General features: G+C 66.7%; 15 protein-coding genes. 13 read left to right on the top strand and 2 right to left on the bottom strand.

The features are described 5' to 3' along the window. The first annotated feature begins 39 nt into the window (after positions 1 to 39). The gene (locus tag RKE40_RS25145) at positions 40 to 5,121 is read left to right on the top strand and encodes a 3-keto-alpha-glucoside-1,2-lyase-like domain-containing protein (RefSeq protein ID WP_316020933.1); all 5,082 of its coding nucleotides are present in this window, start codon (positions 40 to 42) and stop codon (positions 5,119 to 5,121) included. A gap of 147 nt (positions 5,122 to 5,268) precedes the next feature. Here the strand turns inward: RKE40_RS25145 and RKE40_RS25150 are convergent, their stop codons facing one another. Further along, complete coding sequence (locus RKE40_RS25150; RefSeq protein WP_316020934.1) at positions 5,269 to 6,006, bottom strand: GntR family transcriptional regulator; 738 nt, start codon at positions 6,004 to 6,006, stop codon at positions 5,269 to 5,271. Positions 6,007 to 6,363: 357 nt separating this feature from the next. On the opposite strand from RKE40_RS25150, the gene RKE40_RS25155 reads away from it, so the two are divergent. From RKE40_RS25155 to RKE40_RS25210, 12 genes are read left to right on the top strand one after another with little or no spacing between them, the layout of a single operon-like run. Beyond that, entirely contained in the window at positions 6,364 to 6,882 is a 519-nt protein-coding gene (locus tag RKE40_RS25155) for a MaoC family dehydratase (protein WP_316020935.1), read from the top strand. Between the two features lie 8 nt (positions 6,883 to 6,890). Beyond that, positions 6,891 to 8,054: an acyl-CoA dehydrogenase family protein gene (locus RKE40_RS25160; protein ID WP_316020936.1), complete on the top strand. Its 1,164-nt coding sequence runs from the start codon at positions 6,891 to 6,893 to the stop codon at positions 8,052 to 8,054. Further along, on the top strand, positions 8,051 to 9,238 hold the full coding sequence (locus tag RKE40_RS25165) for a CaiB/BaiF CoA transferase family protein (RefSeq protein WP_316020937.1): 1,188 nt from the start codon (positions 8,051 to 8,053) through the stop codon (positions 9,236 to 9,238). Before RKE40_RS25160 ends, RKE40_RS25165 begins: the two co-directional genes overlap by 4 nt. Before the next feature lie 10 nt (positions 9,239 to 9,248). After that, positions 9,249 to 10,358, top strand: a complete 1,110-nt coding sequence (locus tag RKE40_RS25170) for a CaiB/BaiF CoA transferase family protein (protein ID WP_316020938.1) — start codon at positions 9,249 to 9,251, stop codon at positions 10,356 to 10,358. Then, positions 10,355 to 10,975 carry an isochorismatase family protein gene (locus RKE40_RS25175; protein ID WP_316020939.1) on the top strand — a complete coding sequence of 207 codons (621 nt, stop codon included), beginning with the start codon at positions 10,355 to 10,357 and terminating at the stop codon, positions 10,973 to 10,975. Before RKE40_RS25170 ends, RKE40_RS25175 begins: the two co-directional genes overlap by 4 nt. Positions 10,976 to 11,002: 27 nt before the next feature. Next, on the top strand, positions 11,003 to 11,806 hold the full coding sequence (locus tag RKE40_RS25180) for an alpha/beta fold hydrolase (protein ID WP_316020940.1): 804 nt from the start codon (positions 11,003 to 11,005) through the stop codon (positions 11,804 to 11,806). 54 nt (positions 11,807 to 11,860) lie between these two features. After that, positions 11,861 to 12,862, top strand: a complete 1,002-nt coding sequence (locus RKE40_RS25185) for a TRAP transporter substrate-binding protein (protein WP_316020941.1) — start codon at positions 11,861 to 11,863, stop codon at positions 12,860 to 12,862. Positions 12,863 to 12,884: 22 nt separating this feature from the next. Further along, positions 12,885 to 13,391 carry a TRAP transporter small permease gene (locus RKE40_RS25190; RefSeq protein WP_316020942.1) on the top strand — a complete coding sequence of 169 codons (507 nt, stop codon included), beginning with the start codon at positions 12,885 to 12,887 and terminating at the stop codon, positions 13,389 to 13,391. After that, positions 13,388 to 14,647, top strand: coding sequence for a TRAP transporter large permease (locus RKE40_RS25195; RefSeq protein WP_316020943.1), 1,260 nt, complete (start codon positions 13,388 to 13,390; stop codon positions 14,645 to 14,647). Before RKE40_RS25190 ends, RKE40_RS25195 begins: the two co-directional genes overlap by 4 nt. 17 nt (positions 14,648 to 14,664) lie before the next feature. Next, a complete protein-coding gene (locus RKE40_RS25200) occupies positions 14,665 to 15,357 on the top strand; it encodes a cysteine hydrolase family protein (protein WP_316020944.1) in 693 nt (230 codons plus the stop codon). Positions 15,358 to 15,396: 39 nt separating this feature from the next. After that, positions 15,397 to 16,644 carry a CaiB/BaiF CoA transferase family protein gene (locus RKE40_RS25205; protein WP_316020945.1) on the top strand — a complete coding sequence of 416 codons (1,248 nt, stop codon included), beginning with the start codon at positions 15,397 to 15,399 and terminating at the stop codon, positions 16,642 to 16,644. A 1-nt stretch (position 16,645) separates the two neighbouring features. Continuing rightward, entirely contained in the window at positions 16,646 to 17,557 is a 912-nt protein-coding gene (locus tag RKE40_RS25210) for a hydroxymethylglutaryl-CoA lyase (RefSeq protein ID WP_316020946.1), read from the top strand. Positions 17,558 to 17,703: 146 nt separating this feature from the next. On the opposite strand, the gene RKE40_RS25215 is transcribed toward RKE40_RS25210, so the two are convergent. After that, the gene (locus RKE40_RS25215) at positions 17,704 to 17,946 is read right to left on the bottom strand and encodes an FCD domain-containing protein (protein ID WP_316020947.1); all 243 of its coding nucleotides are present in this window, start codon (positions 17,944 to 17,946) and stop codon (positions 17,704 to 17,706) included. Positions 17,947 to 18,368 lie beyond the last annotated feature (422 nt).

Here is an 18,368-nt window from a genome sequence, read left to right on the forward strand (position 1 = left end):
GAACGTGCCGATGTTCAGACCGTAGCAGAGGCAAACCTCATGACGACGATCAGCAACTCCGTTCTCGACTATATCGCCAAGCGTGGCGCCGAAGACCGTGTCATCGACCTCGGCACCGTGTTCGCCGGCACCGGGCTGACCTATTCGGTCACCAGCAGCGACCCGAGCATCGCAGACGTCGCGATCGAGGACGGCAAGCTCGTCATCGATTACACCGACGCGCTCGGCTACACCGATCTCGCGATCACCGCGACCGACGCCAGCGGCCATAGCGTCACCGACAATGTCCGCGTCCGCGTCGCCGGCGAAAACGCCTATACGATCGCCGTTCTGCCCGACACGCAGGACTACACCAACGCGGCGCGCGTCGGCATCTTCAAGAACATGACCAACTGGCTGGTGGAGAACAAGGACAGCCTCGGGCTGCAGTTCGTCATCCATGTCGGCGACATCACCACCAACAACAACGACGCCAGCCACTGGCCCTTCGCCGAGGAGGCCCTGCGTATCCTCGACGGCAAGATCCCCTATTCGCTGCTGCCCGGGAACCACGACCAGAACACCGGCAACGCGGCCAACCACTCGACCAATCCGCTCGACATCCGCTTCTCCCCCGAGAAGCAGGCGGCGACCAATCCCGGCACCTTCGGCGGCGTCTACGACATGGAGCCGAACCGCAGCGCCAACAACTACCATACCTTCGCCGCGCCCGACGGCACGAAATGGCTGGTGCTCAGCCTCGAATTCGGACCGCGCGACGACGTGCTGCGCTGGGCCGGTGAGGTCATCGAGGGCCATCTCGATCATCGCGTCATCCTGGCCAACCACTCCTACATGAACTGGGCCGGGCGCCACGACGCCACCGGCGCGCCGCTCTATGACGAGGGCACCGGCTATGATTACGGGATCGGCAACAGCGTGCATGGCGCCAATGACGGCGAGACCATGTATCGCGAGCTGATCCAGAAATACCCGAACGTCACCTTCACCTTCTCGGGCCACATCTTCGGCGACGGCGCCGAGACCCTGGTGAGCTACGACCAGTTCGGCAATCCGGTCCACCAGATGATGGTGAACTACCAGAACGGCGTGGCCAGCGAGATCACCAGCGGCGCCGGCGCGGGCGCCGGCAATAATGGCGGCAACGGCGCCATCCGCCTGCTGACCATCGATCCCGACAACAATGCCGTCTACACCTCGACCTATTTCACCGAGCTCGACGACTATTTCGACTCGGTGCGCGGCGATGGCGAGCTCGATCGCGACGGCCTGACCGGCGAATATCGCGGCCACGAGGAGACGTTCTCGAACGTCGACATGGGCACGCCTGAGGTTCCGGCGATCGCCAAGGCCGGCAATGACCAGTTCGTCTCGGCCGAGGCCGGCCAGGACAAGGCTTCCGTGACCCTCGACGGCGGCTGGACGCTGAACCCCAACAACGACGCCGGCCTGACCTATGTCTGGACTGATCGCGACGGCAATCTCGTTGCCGAGGGCGCGACGCCGACGCTGCAGCTCGCTGCCGGCCAGCACCAGCTCACCCTGACGGTGACCGACAGCGCCGGCCGCGTCTCGACCGACGAGGTCCGCATCACCGTCTCGAACGCCGACACCCTGCTCGTCGACAATTTCAACGACGGCAATGCCGCTGGCTGGGGCACCGGCACGCTCGGCCCGCAATTCGCCAATGCCACCACCGCCGCCCACGGCATCGCGGCGCTGCCGGGCACGACCGGCGATGCCAAGGTCACCTATCTGCCGAAGCTCAGCCAGGCCGATGGCGGCGTGCTGGTGAAGCTCGACGTCGCGCCGGGCACGGTCGCGAAGTCCTATTCGCTGGTCTACGACCTGCTGATCACGCCCGGCGTCGCCAGCTACTTCTCCTTCCTCCAGACCGACCTGACCAATACCAGCGATCAGGATCTGGCGATGAAGCATGTCAGCGGCACGCGCGGCGGCATCGGCATCAACAGCGACTATGAGGGCACCGTGAACTACGGCGCCTGGCACCGCATCGCCTTCACCATCACCGACCGCGGCGACAACGTCCTGATCACCAAGTACATCGACGGCGTGAAGGTCGGCGACACCGTCCAGTCCGCCGGGAACTACGCCCGCTACCAGATCGACATGAGCAAGGGCTTCCTGCTCTTCGCCGACGAGAGCGGCGAGACCTGGCCGGGCTATGCCTCGAGCTTCCTGTTCACCGACAAGGTGCTCAGCGATGCCGAGATCGCGGCCCTCGGCGGCGTCAAGGCCGGCGGCATCATGGAGGCGAAGCCGAGCGCCAATGCGGTGCAGATCGACTTCGGCACCCCGTCCTGGACCGATGAGTTCGGCACCGGCAGCGCCCAGCATGCCAGCTTCGACAGCGGCACCGGCACCTTCATCGTCAAGGGCACGGCGGCGACCCGCGGCACGACGGCCGAAGGACAGGATGCGCCGGAAGGCCGCGTCTTCGAGCAGTCCGACGCGGCGGGCAAGATCCTGGTCTGGAAGGCCGCCGCCGCGGCCTCCTGGTCGGACTACGCCTTCGAGGCGACGCTGAAGGCGACCGACAATGACGGCATCGGCGTGGTGTTCTACTACAAGGACGCCGCGAACCACTACAAGGTGGTGCTCAACGGCGAGACCAATACCCGCTCGCTGATCAAGGTCCAGAACGGCGCCGAGACCGTGCTCGCCCGCGAATTCGGCGGCACGCCCTGGAGCCGCGACTTCCAGCTCAAGGTCGTCGTGGTCGACGACCGGATCAGCGCCTTCCTCGACGGCCAGAATCTGTTCGGCGAGGTCGTCGATCCCGCACCGCTCGCCGGCGGCTCGGTCGGCTTCTACTCGGATACGCAGCGCAGCTCGCAGTTCGACAACGTCACGGTCAACAAGGTGGCGCTGACGGCGCATGCCGGCGACGACCTGCGCCCGGTCGATGCCGACGGCAATGGCCGCGTCCTGGTCGAGCTCGACGGCAAGGGCAGCTACGGTCTCGGCGAGATCGTCAGCTATGTCTGGACCGATGCCGACGGCAATGTCGTCGCGCAGGGCAGGACCGCGCAGCTCGAACTCGACGCGGTGAAGCAGGTGCTGACGCTGACCGTCACTGACGCCAGCGGCAAGACCGCGACGGACAAGGTCACGGTCGATGCGGTCTCCAAGGCCCGCGTCCTGCTCTCGGAAGGCTTCGGCGGCGGCAACTTCGCTGGCTGGACGATCGTCGACGAGGGCGAGATGGGCGGCGTCGGCCCGAACGGCACCGGCTCGCAATGGGAACTGCGCGACGGCGCCCTGGTCCAGCTCTCGGATCTCAAGAGCCGGCAGCTGACCTGGAGCGGCGCCTCCAATTCCGATCCCTGGAAGACCGGCTGGAGCCCGCTCGGCGACGGCGTCAACGTGCTGCGCAAGGGTACCTACGCGCTCTACAACGACGCTGCGGCCAAGGAGTGGACCGACTATGCGGTTGAGGCGACGATCCAGTCGCCCGACAACGGCGCACTCGGCCTGCTGTTCTACTACCAGGACGCGAACAACTACTACAAGCTCGAGCTCGACGCGAACGGCAACTACGATCGCACCCCGGGCAACGGCGCCGGCAGCCTGTTCCAGCTCATCCAGGTCAAGGATGGGGTGGAGCGCTATCTCAACCAGTACCCGGCCAAGTACACGCCGGGCCAGGCTTTCGACCTGCGCGTCGAGGTCAAGGGCGGCAAGATCCAGGCCTATGTCGATGGCCTCGCCCTCTTCGCCTATGCGATCGAGGATCATGCCCAGAGCAAGGGCACGGTCGGCCTGTTCTCCTGGGACAGCGCCGGTGTCTCCTTCGACAACGTGCTGGTCTATGACCTCTCCAGCGAAAGCGTCCTGCCTCCGGGCGGGCCGATCGTCGGCACGCCTGGCGACGACGAACTCGTCGGGACGGTCGGCGACGACGTGATCCTGGCCGGTGCGGGCGACGATCTGGTTCAGGCCGGTGCGGGCAACGACGTGGTCGATGGCGGCGACGGCGATGACGAACTGCATGGCGAGGATGGCGACGACGTCCTCAAGGGCGGCGCCGGCGACGATCTGCTGTTCGGCGGCGCGGGCGACGACGTGCTGATGGGCGGCGTCGAGGACGACCGGCTCGATGGCGGCGACGGCAGCGACACCGCCGACTATTCCGACGACACCGCCGGCGTCACCGTCGACCTGTTGCAGGGCATCGCCTTCGGCGACGAGAGTGGCGAGGACGAGCTGATCTCGATCGAGAACGTCATCGGCGGCGCGGGCAACGACACCCTGATCGGCGATGACGGCGCCAACCGCCTGGTCGGCGGGGCCGGCGACGACGTGATCCGGGCGGGTGGCGGCGACGACCTGATCGTCGCCGGGCCGGGCCATGACGTGATCGATGGCGGCGACGGCTTCGACACGCTCGACCTCTCGGCCGCGACCGGGGCGATCAGCGTCGACTTCGCGGCCGGCAAGGCCTCGGGCGAAGGCATCGGCACCAACAGCTTCAGCAACATCGAGAAGCTGCTCTTCGGGGCCGGCAACGATGTCGTCACCGGCGGCAATGGCGATGACGCCTTCGACGGCGGCGCCGGCAACGACACGCTGAAGGGCGGCGCCGGTAACGATACGCTCTGGGGCGGGGCCGGCGACGATTCGCTCGATGGCGGCTCCGGCGACGACGACGTCTTCGGCGGCAGCGGCAACGACGTGATCAGGGCCGGCTCCGGCAACGACCTTGTCGAGGGCGGCGAAGGCGACGACGTGATCGATGCCGGCTCGGGCGACGACCTCGTCTTTGGCGGCGCCGGCAACGACGTCATCGACGGCGGCTCGGGCGACGACCGGATCGAGGGCGGCGCCGGCGACGACATCCTGACCGGCGGCTCCGGCCACGACGTCTTCGTCTTCGCGGCCGGCTTCGGCAAGGACGTGATCACCGACTTCAAGACGACCGGCTCGTCCTCGGACGTGCTGGAGTTCTCGGTCGGGCTCTTCGCCGATTTCGAGGCCGCCATGGAGAGCGCGGCGCAGCTCGGCGCCGACACGGTCTTCACCGTCGACGCCGCCACCACCCTGACCCTGAAGGGCATCCAGCTCTCCAGCCTCGCCCAGGACGATTTCCGCTTCGCCTGAGCCCCAGGACACAGCAACGCAAAAGGAAAGGGCGCCAAATGGCGCCCTTTTTCGTGACCGTCGGCCTGCGGCATGTCTCGGGGCAAGCGAAGGCCACGCAGGCAGCCCATTCAGGCTATCATGTACGGCCCAGGATGGATTTCCGCTCTAACCGTCCCGCTTCAGCCTCATCCGGTAGACGAAATGCTCGGCCGGATGCCAGTTCATCGAGGTCAGCATCGTCGAGCCGCTATCATCGATATAGCGCCTGACGAAGCGCAGTGAGGGCGCGCCGGTGCGCAGGCCCAGCGACCGCGCCGCGAAGCGCGGCAGCGGCTCCGCCGAGATTTCCTGGACGACTTCGGCGATGCGCTCGCCCGAGCGGCGCTCGATGAGATCGTAGACCGGCCCCTCGGCGGACGTGACGTCGTGAAGATGCTCGGCGAAGCGCGAATGCACGAAGACCGCGGTCGCGCAGATCGGCTCGGCCGCATGCGGCCGCCAGCGTATGCCTTCCAGCCGCATCCAGGCCGAATCGATCGGCGCAGGGATGAGCAGGGCGACATCTGCGGTGATCGCGACACGCTCGACCCTCTGGATCTCGTATTGCGTGTCGTGCGCGTACTGCGTCAGCTCCTCCAGCGAGCGCATGGCCTGGACATAGCGGGTGGTCGGGGCACCTGCCGCGATCAGCGTCCCCGAGCCGCGCCGCCGCGAGACCATCCCCAACTCGCCGAGCACGCGCAGAGCATCGCGGATCGTGTGCCGGCTCACATCGAAGCGCGCGCATAGCTCGCTTTCGGTCGGCAGCATCGAGCCGACGGCGAACGCCCCGGCCTCGATCTCCGCCTGCAGCGTCTGAGCGATCCGCTGATAGAGCGGCGAGCCGGCTGCATCCAAGGCCACACCGGGCTCCTTCGGCGACCCCTTCGCCGTTCCGTCCATGCTGTCCCGATCCATCGCGATCCCTGATGATTTATCCGGACTAATCTAGACTATCCCGCGCAACGACTCCAGCAGCGAAATCTCGCCGGCAACATAGACGTTCTGACGAGAGAAAGGACAGACGTATGAGGGTCTTTGCCAGGAACCGCCCTAGATCGCTACGAAATCGCAGTGCGAACTACATTTCGCGGAGAAGGTCGCGCAATCGACTACTGCATCGCAGCATCGATTTAATGCGACGCAGCGTACGCAGACGGTTGACTGGCCGGACATATCATTGAAAGTTGTCCGGACATATCAGCAGCCCTACGAGCCGCCATGCGTGATGCCGTCAGAACCCTAGCCCAGCAGCGCTATCGCGAAACCTTCGGTCGCTATTACGAAGAGTTCGCGATCGGCGATGTCTACGAGCACCGGCCGGGCCGCACCATCAGCGAGACCGACAACACCTGGTTCTCGCTGCTCACGATGAACACCCATCCGCTGCATTTCGACCGCGAATATGCGGCCCATTCGGAGTTCGGCCGCCTCCTCGTCGCCAGCCCCCTCACCTTGTCGATCGTGGTCGGCATGAGTGTCTCCGACGTCTCGCAAAAGGCCAAAGCCAATCTCGGCTGGAAGGAGATCCGCCTGACCGCGCCGGTGTTCTGCGGCGACACGCTCTATGCGGAGACCGAAGTGCTCGAGAAGCGCGAATCCGCGAGCCGGCCGGGAGACGGCATCGTCACGGTCAAGACGATCGGCCGTAACCAGGACGGCGTCGCCGTCTGCGACTTCGTCCGCTCGATGCTGGTCCCGAAGCGCGGCCACGGCGTCGACGACGCCGCCAACTATTGAGCCGGCCGATGCGCAACGCCCCCCTGCTCGCCGACGAGGAACAGGCCCTCTTCGACACGATCGATCGCTGGCTCGACACCAAGGTCAGGCCGGTGGTGCGCCAGCACGACCATGACGATATCTATCCCGCCCAGATCGTCGAGCAGATGAAGGAACTCGGGCTGTTCGGCGCGACGATCGGCCAGGATTATGGCGGCCTCGGCCTGCCGGCCACGACCTATGCCAAGATCGTCATGCGCATCTCCGATGTCTGGATGGCGATCACCGGCATCTTCAATTCGCATCTGATCATGGCCGCCGCCGTCGAGCGCTTCGGCACGCCCGAGCAGAAGGCGGAATGGCTGCCGCGCTTCGCCAGCGGCGAGGTGCGCGGCGGGCTCGCCCTGACCGAGCCGGATTGCGGCACCGACCTCCAGGCGATCCGGACGACGGCACGGCGCGAAGGCAACCGCTACATCATCAACGGCACCAAGACCTGGATCTCGAACGGCATCGAAGGCTCCTGCTTCGCCTTGCTGGTCAAGACCGATCCCGGCGCCGAGCCGCGCCACAAGGGCATGAGCCTCTTCCTCGCACCCAAGAAGGAAGGCTTCCGCGTCGGCAAGAAGATCGAGAAGCTTGGCTACAAGTGCATCGACTCGGCCGAACTCGTCTTCGACGACTACGAGCTCGACGAGAGCCATCTGATCGGCGGCGTCGAGGGCCAGGGCTTCCAGCAGGCCACCGGCGGGCTCGAACTCGGCCGCATCAACGTCGCCGCCCGCGGGGTCGGCCTCGCCGAAGGCGCGCTGCGCCTGGCGACGGAATACGCCCAGCTGCGCCGCAGCTTCGGCAAGCCGATCGCCGAGCATCAGGCGATCCAGCTCAAGCTCGGCGAGATGGTCACCCGGGCGCGCGCGGCGCGGCTTCTGACCCTCGATGCCGCCCAGACCTATGACCGCGGCGAGCGCTGCGACATGGAGGCCGGCATGGCGAAATACTTCGCCTCAGAAGCCGCCGTCGAGAACAGCCTCGAGAGCATGCGCATCCATGGTGGCTACTCCTATTCGAAGGAGTTCGACATCGAGCGCTACTTCCGCGACGCGCCGCTGATGTGCATCGGCGAAGGCACCAACGAGATGCAGCGCATCATCATTTCCAAGCAGTGGATCAAGAGGAGTGCCGCCGCATGAGCCCGCTCGCCGGCCTGCGCGTCCTGACGCTGGAGCAATTCGGAGCCGGGCCCTATGGCTCGATGGCGCTCGCCGATCTCGGCGCCGAGGTGATCAAGATCGAAAACCCGGCGCTCGGGGGAGACGCCTCGCGCCATGTCGGCCCGCACATGCTCGGCCAGGCCGACAGCCAGTATTTCCAGACCTTCAACCTGAACAAGAAGAGCGTCACCCTCGACCTCAAGACGCCGCTTGGAGCAGAGGCCTTCCGCCGGCTCGTCGCGACGGCCGATGCGGTCGTCAACAATCTGCGCGGCGACCAGCCCAACAAGCTCGGCCTGACCTATGACGCCCTCAGAGCGGTCAACCCGCGCATCGTCTGCCTTCACATCTCGGCCTATGGCCGCGAGAACGAGCGGCGTGGCTGGCCGGGCTATGACTACCTGATGCAGGCCGAGACCGGCATCATGAGCGTCACCGGCGAGCCCGACGGCGCCCCGACGCGGCTCGGCCTGTCGATGATCGACTTCATGACCGGCATCACCGGCGCGGTCGGCCTGCTCGCGGCCATCCTGAAGGCGCGCACCAGCGGCATCGGCGCCGATGTCGATACCTGCCTGTTCGACGTCGCGCTGCACCAGCTCTCCTATCCGGCGACCTGGTACCTGAACGAGGGCGACGTGCCGGCGCGAATGGCGCGCAGCGCGCATCTTTCGGCGGTGCCGGTGCAGACCTTCGAGACGGCCGATGGCTGGCTCTTCATCATGTGCATGACCGACAAGTTCTTCAACGCGCTGGTCGGCGCCATGAACCGGGCCGATCTGGTGAGCGACGAACGCTTCTCGACCATGAAGGCCAGGCGGGCCAATCGCGGCCTGCTGACCCAGGAACTCGACGCGGAATTCGCCAAGGCGGGCACCCAGGAATGGCTTTCGCGCCTGAACGGGCTGCTGCCGGTGGCGCCGGTGTTCGACATCCCCCAGGCCTTCGCCAACCCGTTCGTCGAGCGCATCGGCATGGTCACGCAGGTGCCTCACCCGCAGCGCCCGGACCTGCGCTGCCTGGCGAGCCCGCTGCGGATCAATGGCGAGCGGCCGCAGGCGAGCGCCTGCAGCCCGCTCGGCGCGGATACCGAAAGCGTGCTGCGCGGGATCGGCTTCGGTGCCGACGAGATCGCGGCGCTACGCGCCGGCGCGGCGGCCTAGGACAAGGACGATGAAGCTCGAAGGTCTCCGCGTCGTCGATCTCTCGGTCTTCCTGCCGGGGCCCTATCTGACGATGACGCTCGCCGATCACGGCGCGCAGGTCCTGAAGATCGAGCCGCCGGGCGGTGATCCCGGCCGGGAGATCGGCCCGCGTGTCGACGGCGAAACCGTATTCTTCCGTAACATGAACCGCGGCAAGGAGAGCATTGTTATCGATCTAAAAAAGCCGTCTGAGCGCGACAGGCTGCTGAAGCTCTGCGACGAGGCCGATGTCGTCATCGAGACCTTCCGGCCCGGCGTCGTGCGGCGTCTCGGCGTCGATTACGAGACGGTCAGTGCCCGCAATCCCCGCGTGGTCTACTGCTCGATCAGCGCCTTCGGCCAGGACGGCCCCTATCGCGACCGTCCCGCCCATGATCTCGCCGTCGAGGCCCTCGGCGGAGCGATTTCTATCAATGAAGGGCAGGACGGCGCTCCCGCCATTCCCGGCATCCCCGCCGCCGACATGCTGAGTTCGCTGCAGGCTTTGTCCGGTGTGCTGATGGCGCTGCTGCGCCGCGAACGGACAGGGCGCGGCGACTATCTCGACATGTCGATGCACGACGCGGTGCTCGCCGCCTATCCCAATGTCGTCGGCCCGGCCTTCGCCCATGGCCGCGATCCCGTGCCGAAGCATGAGCGCAGCATGGGCGGCGCAGCCTTCTACCGGATCTATGCGACGGCAGACGCGCGCCACATCGTCCTCGGCGGCCAAGAAGCGAAATTCATCCGTAACCTGCTGACCGCCCTAGATCGCCCCGAGCTGGCCGGGCTTTGCGAGGCAGGTCCCGGCCCGCACCAGGCACCGGTGATCGCCTTCCTGTCCGAGACTTTCGCGCAGCGCAGCCAGGCGGAATGGGTCGAATGGTTCGCCGACCGCGACATCTGCTTCGCGCCGGTCAAGCGCATCAGCGAGGCGTTCGACGACCCGCACGCTCTGCATCGCGGCATGGTGCTGGGTGACGGCGCGAGCCGACAGATCGGGCCGGCAATCAAGTTCCGGCACGAGCCGGCGCGCCCGCGGCTGAGCGTGCCGCGGCTGCGGGAGGCGATTTCGGAGAAGGACGGGGTGGACGCATGAGCTTCGAAGCCGGCGGCTATGGCGAGATCGGGATCGGCTGGGGCAAGCGCCCGGCGGTGATCGTGGTCGATTTCCAGCTCGCCTTCACCGATCCCGCCTATCCGCTTGGCCAGTCCAGCCACATCCACGCCGCCGTCGAGCGCACCTCGGCGCTGCTCGCCTTCGCCCGGGCCAACAGCGTGCCGGTCGCGACCTGCCGCACGGCCTGGTGCGGCGAGAAGGACATGATCCTGTGGAAGGCGAGCGCCGTACGCGACGGCATGTTCCATGGCGACCGGCCGACGGAGATGGATCCGCGCATCCACGACGCCGCCTATGACGTCAATTTCGTCAAGGCTGCGCCGTCGATCTTCTTCGGCACGCCACTGGTCTCCTACCTGAACAAGGCGCAGGTCGACACGGTGATCGTCACTGGCTGCACGACCAGCGGCTGCGTGCGCGCCTCGATCATCGACTGCTTCTCCTATGGTTTCCGGACGATCGTCCCGGAGGACTGCGTCGGCGACATGGGCCTGGAGGCGCACCGCGCCAATCTGCTCGATGTCGGCCGTCGCTATGCCGACGTGGTCGATGCCGAAACCTGCATGGCCGAAATCCGCAAGCTCACGGCGTCCTGACGCCAGACCGACCGACGAGGAAAGACGATGCCGATCGCCCGTATCAACGGCCACGACATGAACTACGAGATCCACGGCAAGGGCGAACCCGTCCTGCTGATGGGCGGCTGGGGCACCTTCTGCCATGGCGAGCACCATCACCTGCCCTGGGGCCTGACCGACCGCTATTCCGTGGTGATCTTCGACCATCGCGGCATCGGCGATTCCGGCGACGAGCTCGACAAGCCGGCGACGACCCGGATGTATGCCGACGACGCGATCGGCCTGCTCTCCCATCTGGAGATCCCGAACGCGCATGTGATCGGCCTGATCGGCATGGGCGCCTGCATCGCCCAGGAGATGGCGATCAGCCATCCGCAGCTTGTTCGCTCGATGGTCAACACCGGGGCCTGGCTGAAGACCGACCGCTTCCTCACCGACCAGCTCGAGCTGTTCCGCAACGTTCACCGCGACATGGGCTTCCTGGCCTTCCAGCACGCGGTGACGGTCCTGTCCTTCGAGCCGGAGTACTACAACCGCAATATCGACCGGCTGCTCGGCGTCGATGGCGTCTGGGGCCATCTCAACGGGCGCTACCCCGCACATTCGCGGCTGATCGACGCCTGCATCGCCCATGACACCACCGGGCGCGCCGGAGAGATCAAGGCGCCGACCTTCGTGCTGCATGCCGGGCTCGATCAGGTCACCGGCCCCAGGACGACCCAGCCGATCCAGGACGCCATCCCGGGCGCGGAAGGCTACCTGCTCGCCGAGGCGGCCCATGTCATCGCCGGCAAGGCGATGAAGGCGCGCTTCTCGGAGCTGCTCTTCGATTTCCTGGGAAAGCACTGAGCCTGCCGGCCCCGGCCGTCTCCGGGAAGAAGACAAATCAGAGGGGAGAAAACCATGTCCATCACCCGCCGCCACGCGGTCGCCGCCATCGCCTCCACGCTCGCGCTCGGCGCCGTCGGCGGCGCGCAGGCCCAGGAGAAGTCGATCACCATCCGCTTCCCGTTCGAATATGCGGATGACGTCGCGCCCGGCCTCGCCAACCAGGCCTTCAAGAAGCTGGTCGAGGAACGCTCGAACGGGCGCATCAAGGTCCAGCTCTATCCGAATGGCAGCTTGCTCAAGGGCCTCGACCTGCTGCAGGGCGTGGTTCGTGGCGACGCGGAAATGACCACGCTGGTCTCCGCCTACTGGGTCGGCGTCTCCCCCAAGATGAGCGTCTTCGACCTGCCCTACGCCTTCCCGACGCATGAGGCCTTCTACAAGGCGATGGACGACAAGGCCTTCCAGAAGGAGGCGTTCGCCGAGCTCGAGAGCAAGGGCGTCAGGGTGCTCGGCATGCTGCCCTACGACTATGTCGTGCCCGGCTCGCGCAAGGGCCCGATCATCAAGCCGGAGGATTTCAAGGGGCTGAAGCTGCGCGCCGTCGGCAAGACCAATGCCGCCGCGCTCTCGGCCATCGGCGCGACCGCGGTCGCGATCAACATCACGGAAGTCTCGACCTCGATCCAGCAGGGCGTGATCGACGGGCTGAACACGCCGCTCGACGCCTTCCAGAGCTACCGCTTCTACGAGAGCATCAAGAACATCACCTACGCCAAGTATTTCTTCGCCTTCTATCCCTGGACGGTGAACGGCAAGTTCTGGGACAGCCTCTCGGAGGCCGACCGCAAGTTGATCGGCGACGCCGCGACCGAGACCATGGTCGGCCACAAGCCGCGCGCTCGCCAGGCCGCCGACTCCGCCAAGGCCGATCTCGCGCAGAAGGGGGTCAAGTTCCACGAGCAGACCGCCGACGAAGCCAAGGCCTGGGCCAAGGCCATGTCACCGGTCTGGGAGGCCGCCGAGAAGCAGTTCGGCAAGCCGCTCATCGAGAAGATGCGGACCTTCGGCGGCTGATCGGACTGGTGGGAGGTGTAGCATGTTGCGCTGGCTCAACCGGCTCGACGACTGGCTCGCGGGGCTTGCCCTCTTTGCCTGTCTCGCGGTCGTCTGCTTCGAAATGACCGGGCGGTCGATCTTCAACACCTCCCATCTCTGGTCCGAGGAGCTCTCGCGCTACCTCATCATCGTCTCGACCTATTTCGGTGCGGCCGCCGCCGTCCGCACCGATGACCACATCCGGGTCGAGCTGCTGATCAGCTTTCTCTCGCCGCCTGCGCGGCGGGCGCTTGAGGTGCTGGTGTCGCTGCTCTGCGCCACCTTCACAGGCACGGTCGGCTATTTCGGCTATCGCTGGGTCAAGGACAGTGTCGAACTCGGCCTATTCTCGGCCGACAGCTCGCTGGCGATCCCGATCTACGTCTTCCAGGCGGTCGTGCCAGTCGGCTTCGCGATCATGACCCTGCGCTTCCTCGCCAAGGCAGTGCACACCGCCCGCGAGCCCGCAGCTGCCGCGGTCCAGCCCGAAACCGTTGGTGTCCAATGACCCTGTTCATCGTCTGCGCGCTGTTTCTGCTGCTGGCTATCGGCGTGCCTGTGGCTTTCGCACTCGGGCTGGTCGGGCTGGGCGCGGTGGCGTTCTTCGGCGGCACCTCGTTCACCCAGCTCGCGCAATCGCAATTCGCCAATCTCGACAGCTTCGTCCTGCTCGCCATCCCGTTCTTCGTGCTGGCCGGCAACATCATGGTGAAGGGCCACCTCGCCACCTACCTCTACGGCTTCATGCGGGCGCTGACCCGGCCGATCACCGGCGGCCCTGCAGTCGGCGCAGTCCTGGCCTCCGCGATCTTCGGGGCGATGAGCGGATCCTCGGCCGCGGCCGCGGCCGCGCTCGGTCGCGTCACCATCCCGGAGCTCGACAGGCTCGGCTTCCCGCGCTCCTTCTCGTCGGGCATCATGGCCGCTGGCGGCACGCTCAGCATCCTGATCCCGCCCAGCATCGTCTTCGTCATCTACGGGGCCATCGCCAAGGTCTCGGTGGCCGAGTTGTTCACCGCCGGCATCCTGCCCGGCATCTTCCTCGCCACGCTGATCGGCCTCGTCGCCTTCGCGCTGTGCCTGCGCAATGGCTGGAGCCGCGCCGAGCGCTTCTCGGCAACCGAGATCCTGCAGACCGGAATCAAGGCTCTGCCGGCCCTGGTCATGCCCGGAATCGTGCTCGGCGGCATCTATGGTGGCATCTTCACGCCGACGGAAGCCGCCGCGGTCTCGGCGATCTATGGCCTGATCGCCGGACTCCTGATCTATCGCAGCATGTCGCTGGCCGACCTGCCGGCGCTGTTCGTCGACAGCGCGCGCATGACGGCGACCATCCTGATCATCCTCGCCGGGGCGATCTTCATCGGCATGCTGTCGACGCTGGCCGGCATCCCGCAGGCGATCGTCGGCGCCGTCGAGGCGCTCAACCTGTCGGCATGGCAGTTCCTGCTGATCATCAACATCCTCCTGCTCATCCTCGGCTGTTTCCTCGACGGCATCACCATCCTCACCGTGATCATGCCGATGCTGCTGCCAAGCCTGCGGCTGCTCGAGATCGACCTGATCCATTTCGCGATCATCCTCTGCATCAACATCGAGATCGCTTCGATCACGCCGCCGGTCGGGATGAACCTCTTCGTCATCGGCAGCATCTCGCGCACGCCGCTGGAGACCATCGTCCGCGGCGTCGTGCCCTTCATCCTGACGCTGACCTTCGCCCTTCTGCTCATCACCTATCTGCCGGCCCTGTTCCTGCTCGGTTGATCCCTAGGAGAAACGCCATGCATCCCGAATACATCGAAGCCTTCACCCGCAAGGTCGCCATCGATCCCGCCAAGACCGCCCTGATCCCGGTCGACCTGCAATATGCCTCGGGCAGCCGCGAGCACGGGCTCGGCGCTCTGCTCGCGAGCCAAGGCAAGCTCGACGAGGCGAGCTACCGCTTCGACCGGATCGAGAAGCTCGTGCTCCCCAACACGAAGCGCCTGCTCGACGCCTGGCGCGAGCTCGGCGCCCGGGTGGTCTACGTCACCCTCGGCTGCGAATTGCCGGACTATGCCGATGCGGCGCCGAGCACCCGCGCCTTCTTCACCGCAACCAAGAACACGATCGGCAACCGCGAGCACGAGATCGTCGACGAGATCAAGCCGCTGCCGGGCGAGCTAGTGATCAACAAGCGCACCCAGGGCGCCTTCGCCTCCTCGGGCATCGAATCCGCGCTGCGTGGCCTCGGCATCGAGACGATCGTCGTCACCGGCGTCTCCACCAACAACTGCGTCGAGACGACGGCGCGCGAGGCCTCCGACCGCGGCTTCGGCGTGGTGATGGTCTCGGACGCGACCGGAACCTGCAGCGACGAGATGCAGAACGCCACCCTCAAGGGTTTCTCGCGGCTCTGGGGCCGGGTCGCCTCGACGGACGAGGTCATCGCCGAGCTGCGCGCCGGGCGCGCCCTCGGCGTCGCGGCTGAATAGGCCGCGACAACCCACGCGCAAGACAATCAGGAGTCCATGATGAGCAATGCCAGCGCCAACGCGGCCGGCCGGTCCGGCCCGCTGTCCGATATCCGGGTGATCGAGATGGGGCAGCTTCTCGCCGGCCCCTTCTGCGGTCAGCTGCTGGCCGATTTCGGTGCCGAGGTCATCAAGATCGAGCAGCCCGGCATCGGCGACCCGATGCGCGAATGGGGGCGCGAGAAGCCCCAGGGCGTCTCGCTCTGGTGGCCGGTCGTCGCCCGTAACAAGAAGTCGATCGAGCTCAATGCACGCGGCGCCGAGGGCCAGCAGATCGTCCGGGACCTCGTCGCCAAATCGGACATCCTGATCGAGAACTTCCGGCCCGGCACCATGGAGAAATGGGGGCTGGGCTATGAGGAGCTCGCCAAGATCAACCCCAGGCTGATCATGATCCGCGTCTCCGGCTACGGCCAGACCGGGCCCTATGCCGGCAAGGCCGGCTATGGCTCGATCGGCGAGGCCATGGGCGGGCTGCGCTATGTCGTCGGCGACCCGGCGACGCCGCCTAGTCGGATGGGCATCTCGATCGGCGACACGCTGGCGGCGACCTTCGCCTGTATCGGCGGGCTCATGGCCCTGCATGCCCGCGACCGGCTCGGCCGTGGCCAGGTCGTCGACAGCGCGATCTACGAGGCGGTGCTGGCGGTGATGGAGAGCCTCGTCACCGAATACGACCAGACCGGCTATGTCCGCGAGCGGACGGGCGCGATCCTGCCTTTCGTCGCGCCCTCGAACGTCTATCCGACCAGAGACGGGGTGTTCGTGCTGATCGCCGCCAATCAGGACGGCGTCTTCCGCCGCCTGACCGAGGCGATGGGCCGTCCGGAACTCGGCACAGACCCGCGTTTCGCCAACCACACGGCGCGCGGCGAGCGGCAGGCCGAACTCGATGCGCTGATCGCCGAATGGACGGGCGGCCTCGGGCGCGAGGAACTCGGCGAGAAGCTCGACGCCGCAGGCGTCCCGCGCGGCGACATCTACCGCGCGCCCGAGATGCTGGCCGATGCGCATTTCCAGGCCCGCAAGGCCATCGTCGACGTGCTCCATCCGCGGCTCGGCAAGATGCGCATGCAGAATGTCGCGCCCAAGCTCTCGGCGACGCCGGGCGAGGTCCGCGATGTCGGTCCCGAGCTCGGCCAGCACAATGCCGAAATCTTCGGCAGCCTGCTCGGCCTGGACGAGGGACGGCTGGCGGCGCTGCGCGAGAGCGGCGTCATCGGCGCGGCGCTCGCCCGCGTGGCCTGACATGGCGGACCGCATGCTGCCGGCGCGCGTCGAGATCGTCGAGGTCTCACCGCGCGACGGGTTACAGAACGAAGCGCGGCCGGTCTCCACGGACGACAAACTCGCCCTCATTGCGAGGCTGATCGATGCCGGCGCGCGCCGGATCGAGGCGACGAGCTTCGTCAACCCGGCCCGCGTGCCGCAGATGGCCGATGCCGAAGCGGTCATGGCCGCGCTGAAGGACCGCCACGAGGGTGTCAGCTTCTCGGGCCTCGTGCTCAATGCGCGCGGCGCGGAGCGAGCCATCGCCTCCGGCTGCCACGAGCTGACCTATGTCGTCGTGGCGAGCGAGACCTTCAGCATGCGCAACCAGGGGCGCGGCATCGCCGATACCCTCGATGGCTGGCGACAGATCGAGCCTTTGGCGCGGGCCGCCGGCCGCCGCCGCAACGTCCTCGTCGCCGCGGCCTTCGGATGTCCGTTCGAAGGAAGGATTGCGGAAACGGCAGTGCTCGATATCGTCGACAGGGTCGCCGATATCGGCGCCGACGAGATCGGCCTCGCCGACACGATCGGTGTCGGAACTCCCGGACAGGTCGGCGATCTTTTCGCCGATGCGCATGCCAGGCTGGGCGCGCTACCGCTACGCGCCCATTTCCACGACACCCGCAACACCGGCATCGCAAATGCCGTCGCTGCGCTGGGCGCCGGCGCCAGCATCCTGGATTCGAGCTGCGGCGGCATCGGCGGCTGCCCGTTCGCGCCACGCGCGACCGGAAACATCGCGACCGAGGATCTGGTCTATCTGCTCGACGGCATGGGCATCGCGTCAGACATCGACGGGCGCGCGCTCGCGGCGCTCGATCCCTGGCTCGCCGCATTGCTGGGCCATGCCGTCCCGGGCTCGCTCGGCAAGGCCGGCTGGTTCGGCTAGCGGTCCGCTGCAGGAGGACCGCGCCAGAGTCGCGCCGTCGTCGCCGACCGCTCGAAGGATGCCGACGCTTCCGGCGGCTGATCGAGGAACGGAAAGCGAATTACGACTCCCAGCCGCCCTGTACGCGCAGCGATGGGCCTACCGCCCTACTTCCCATCATCAGCTGCCGCCAGAGCGCTGAAGCGCGCGCTGCGGACATGGGCTCGCATCACCTCCTCGGCCTGCGCCGGGTTGCGCCCCTGCAGCGCCGCCAGGATCGCCTTGTGCTCGCTGAAGGCGGCCTGTGCACGCCCGGGCCGGGTGCTCGAGCGCAGCCGATGAAGCCGCAGCTGATAGTGGACCTCGTCGAGCAGCAGCAGTTCGAGGCTTTCAAGGGCCGCGTTCGCCACAGCCTGGTCCGTGGCTCATTTGCGCTCCGCGACGGAGAACTCGTCGCGGAGGCCGTAGGGCGCGGCCGATATCTACGCCGAACGCTTGTCTAGGTGCCCCGGACCTCGGGCCCGGCACCCGATACGGCTGATCGGGCTTGTGTCTCTCGAGCGCGGCAATCGATCGTTTGGAGGTCGCCCCGCAATGAACGCGAGCGGCCGATCAGATCGGAGCAGCCGCGACTTGCGCGCGATGAGGCACTGAGCCGCCTCTCCGCGAGGCCACCGGATGGCCGCTTGCTTCCGGCGGCCACGAAAAAGGGCGCCGTTCGGCGCCCTTTCCCTTTGCGTTGCTGTGTCCTGGGGCTCAGGCGAAGCGGAAGTCGTCCTGGGCGAGGCTTGAGAGCTGGATGCCCTTCAGGGTGAGGGTGGTGTCGGCGTCG

Origin of the sequence: Allobosea rubneri, assembly GCF_032464875.1 — a bacterium.
GTDB classification, from domain to species: domain Bacteria; phylum Pseudomonadota; class Alphaproteobacteria; order Rhizobiales; family Beijerinckiaceae; genus Allobosea; species Allobosea rubneri.

What these genes read in the sequence shown, in the direction of transcription:
- RKE40_RS25145 (WP_316020933.1), top strand. Translation starts at nt 40, where the DNA reads ATGACGACGATCAGCAACTCCGTTCTCGACTATATCGCCAAGCGTGGC.
- RKE40_RS25155 (WP_316020935.1), top strand. Translation starts at nt 6,364, where the DNA reads ATGCGTGATGCCGTCAGAACCCTAGCCCAGCAGCGCTATCGCGAAACC.
- RKE40_RS25160 (WP_316020936.1), top strand. Translation starts at nt 6,891, where the DNA reads ATGCGCAACGCCCCCCTGCTCGCCGACGAGGAACAGGCCCTCTTCGAC.
- RKE40_RS25165 (WP_316020937.1), top strand. Translation starts at nt 8,051, where the DNA reads ATGAGCCCGCTCGCCGGCCTGCGCGTCCTGACGCTGGAGCAATTCGGA.
- RKE40_RS25170 (WP_316020938.1), top strand. Translation starts at nt 9,249, where the DNA reads ATGAAGCTCGAAGGTCTCCGCGTCGTCGATCTCTCGGTCTTCCTGCCG.
- RKE40_RS25175 (WP_316020939.1), top strand. Translation starts at nt 10,355, where the DNA reads ATGAGCTTCGAAGCCGGCGGCTATGGCGAGATCGGGATCGGCTGGGGC.
- RKE40_RS25180 (WP_316020940.1), top strand. Translation starts at nt 11,003, where the DNA reads ATGCCGATCGCCCGTATCAACGGCCACGACATGAACTACGAGATCCAC.
- RKE40_RS25185 (WP_316020941.1), top strand. Translation starts at nt 11,861, where the DNA reads ATGTCCATCACCCGCCGCCACGCGGTCGCCGCCATCGCCTCCACGCTC.
- RKE40_RS25190 (WP_316020942.1), top strand. Translation starts at nt 12,885, where the DNA reads ATGTTGCGCTGGCTCAACCGGCTCGACGACTGGCTCGCGGGGCTTGCC.
- RKE40_RS25195 (WP_316020943.1), top strand. Translation starts at nt 13,388, where the DNA reads ATGACCCTGTTCATCGTCTGCGCGCTGTTTCTGCTGCTGGCTATCGGC.
- RKE40_RS25200 (WP_316020944.1), top strand. Translation starts at nt 14,665, where the DNA reads ATGCATCCCGAATACATCGAAGCCTTCACCCGCAAGGTCGCCATCGAT.
- RKE40_RS25205 (WP_316020945.1), top strand. Translation starts at nt 15,397, where the DNA reads ATGAGCAATGCCAGCGCCAACGCGGCCGGCCGGTCCGGCCCGCTGTCC.
- RKE40_RS25210 (WP_316020946.1), top strand. Translation starts at nt 16,646, where the DNA reads ATGGCGGACCGCATGCTGCCGGCGCGCGTCGAGATCGTCGAGGTCTCA.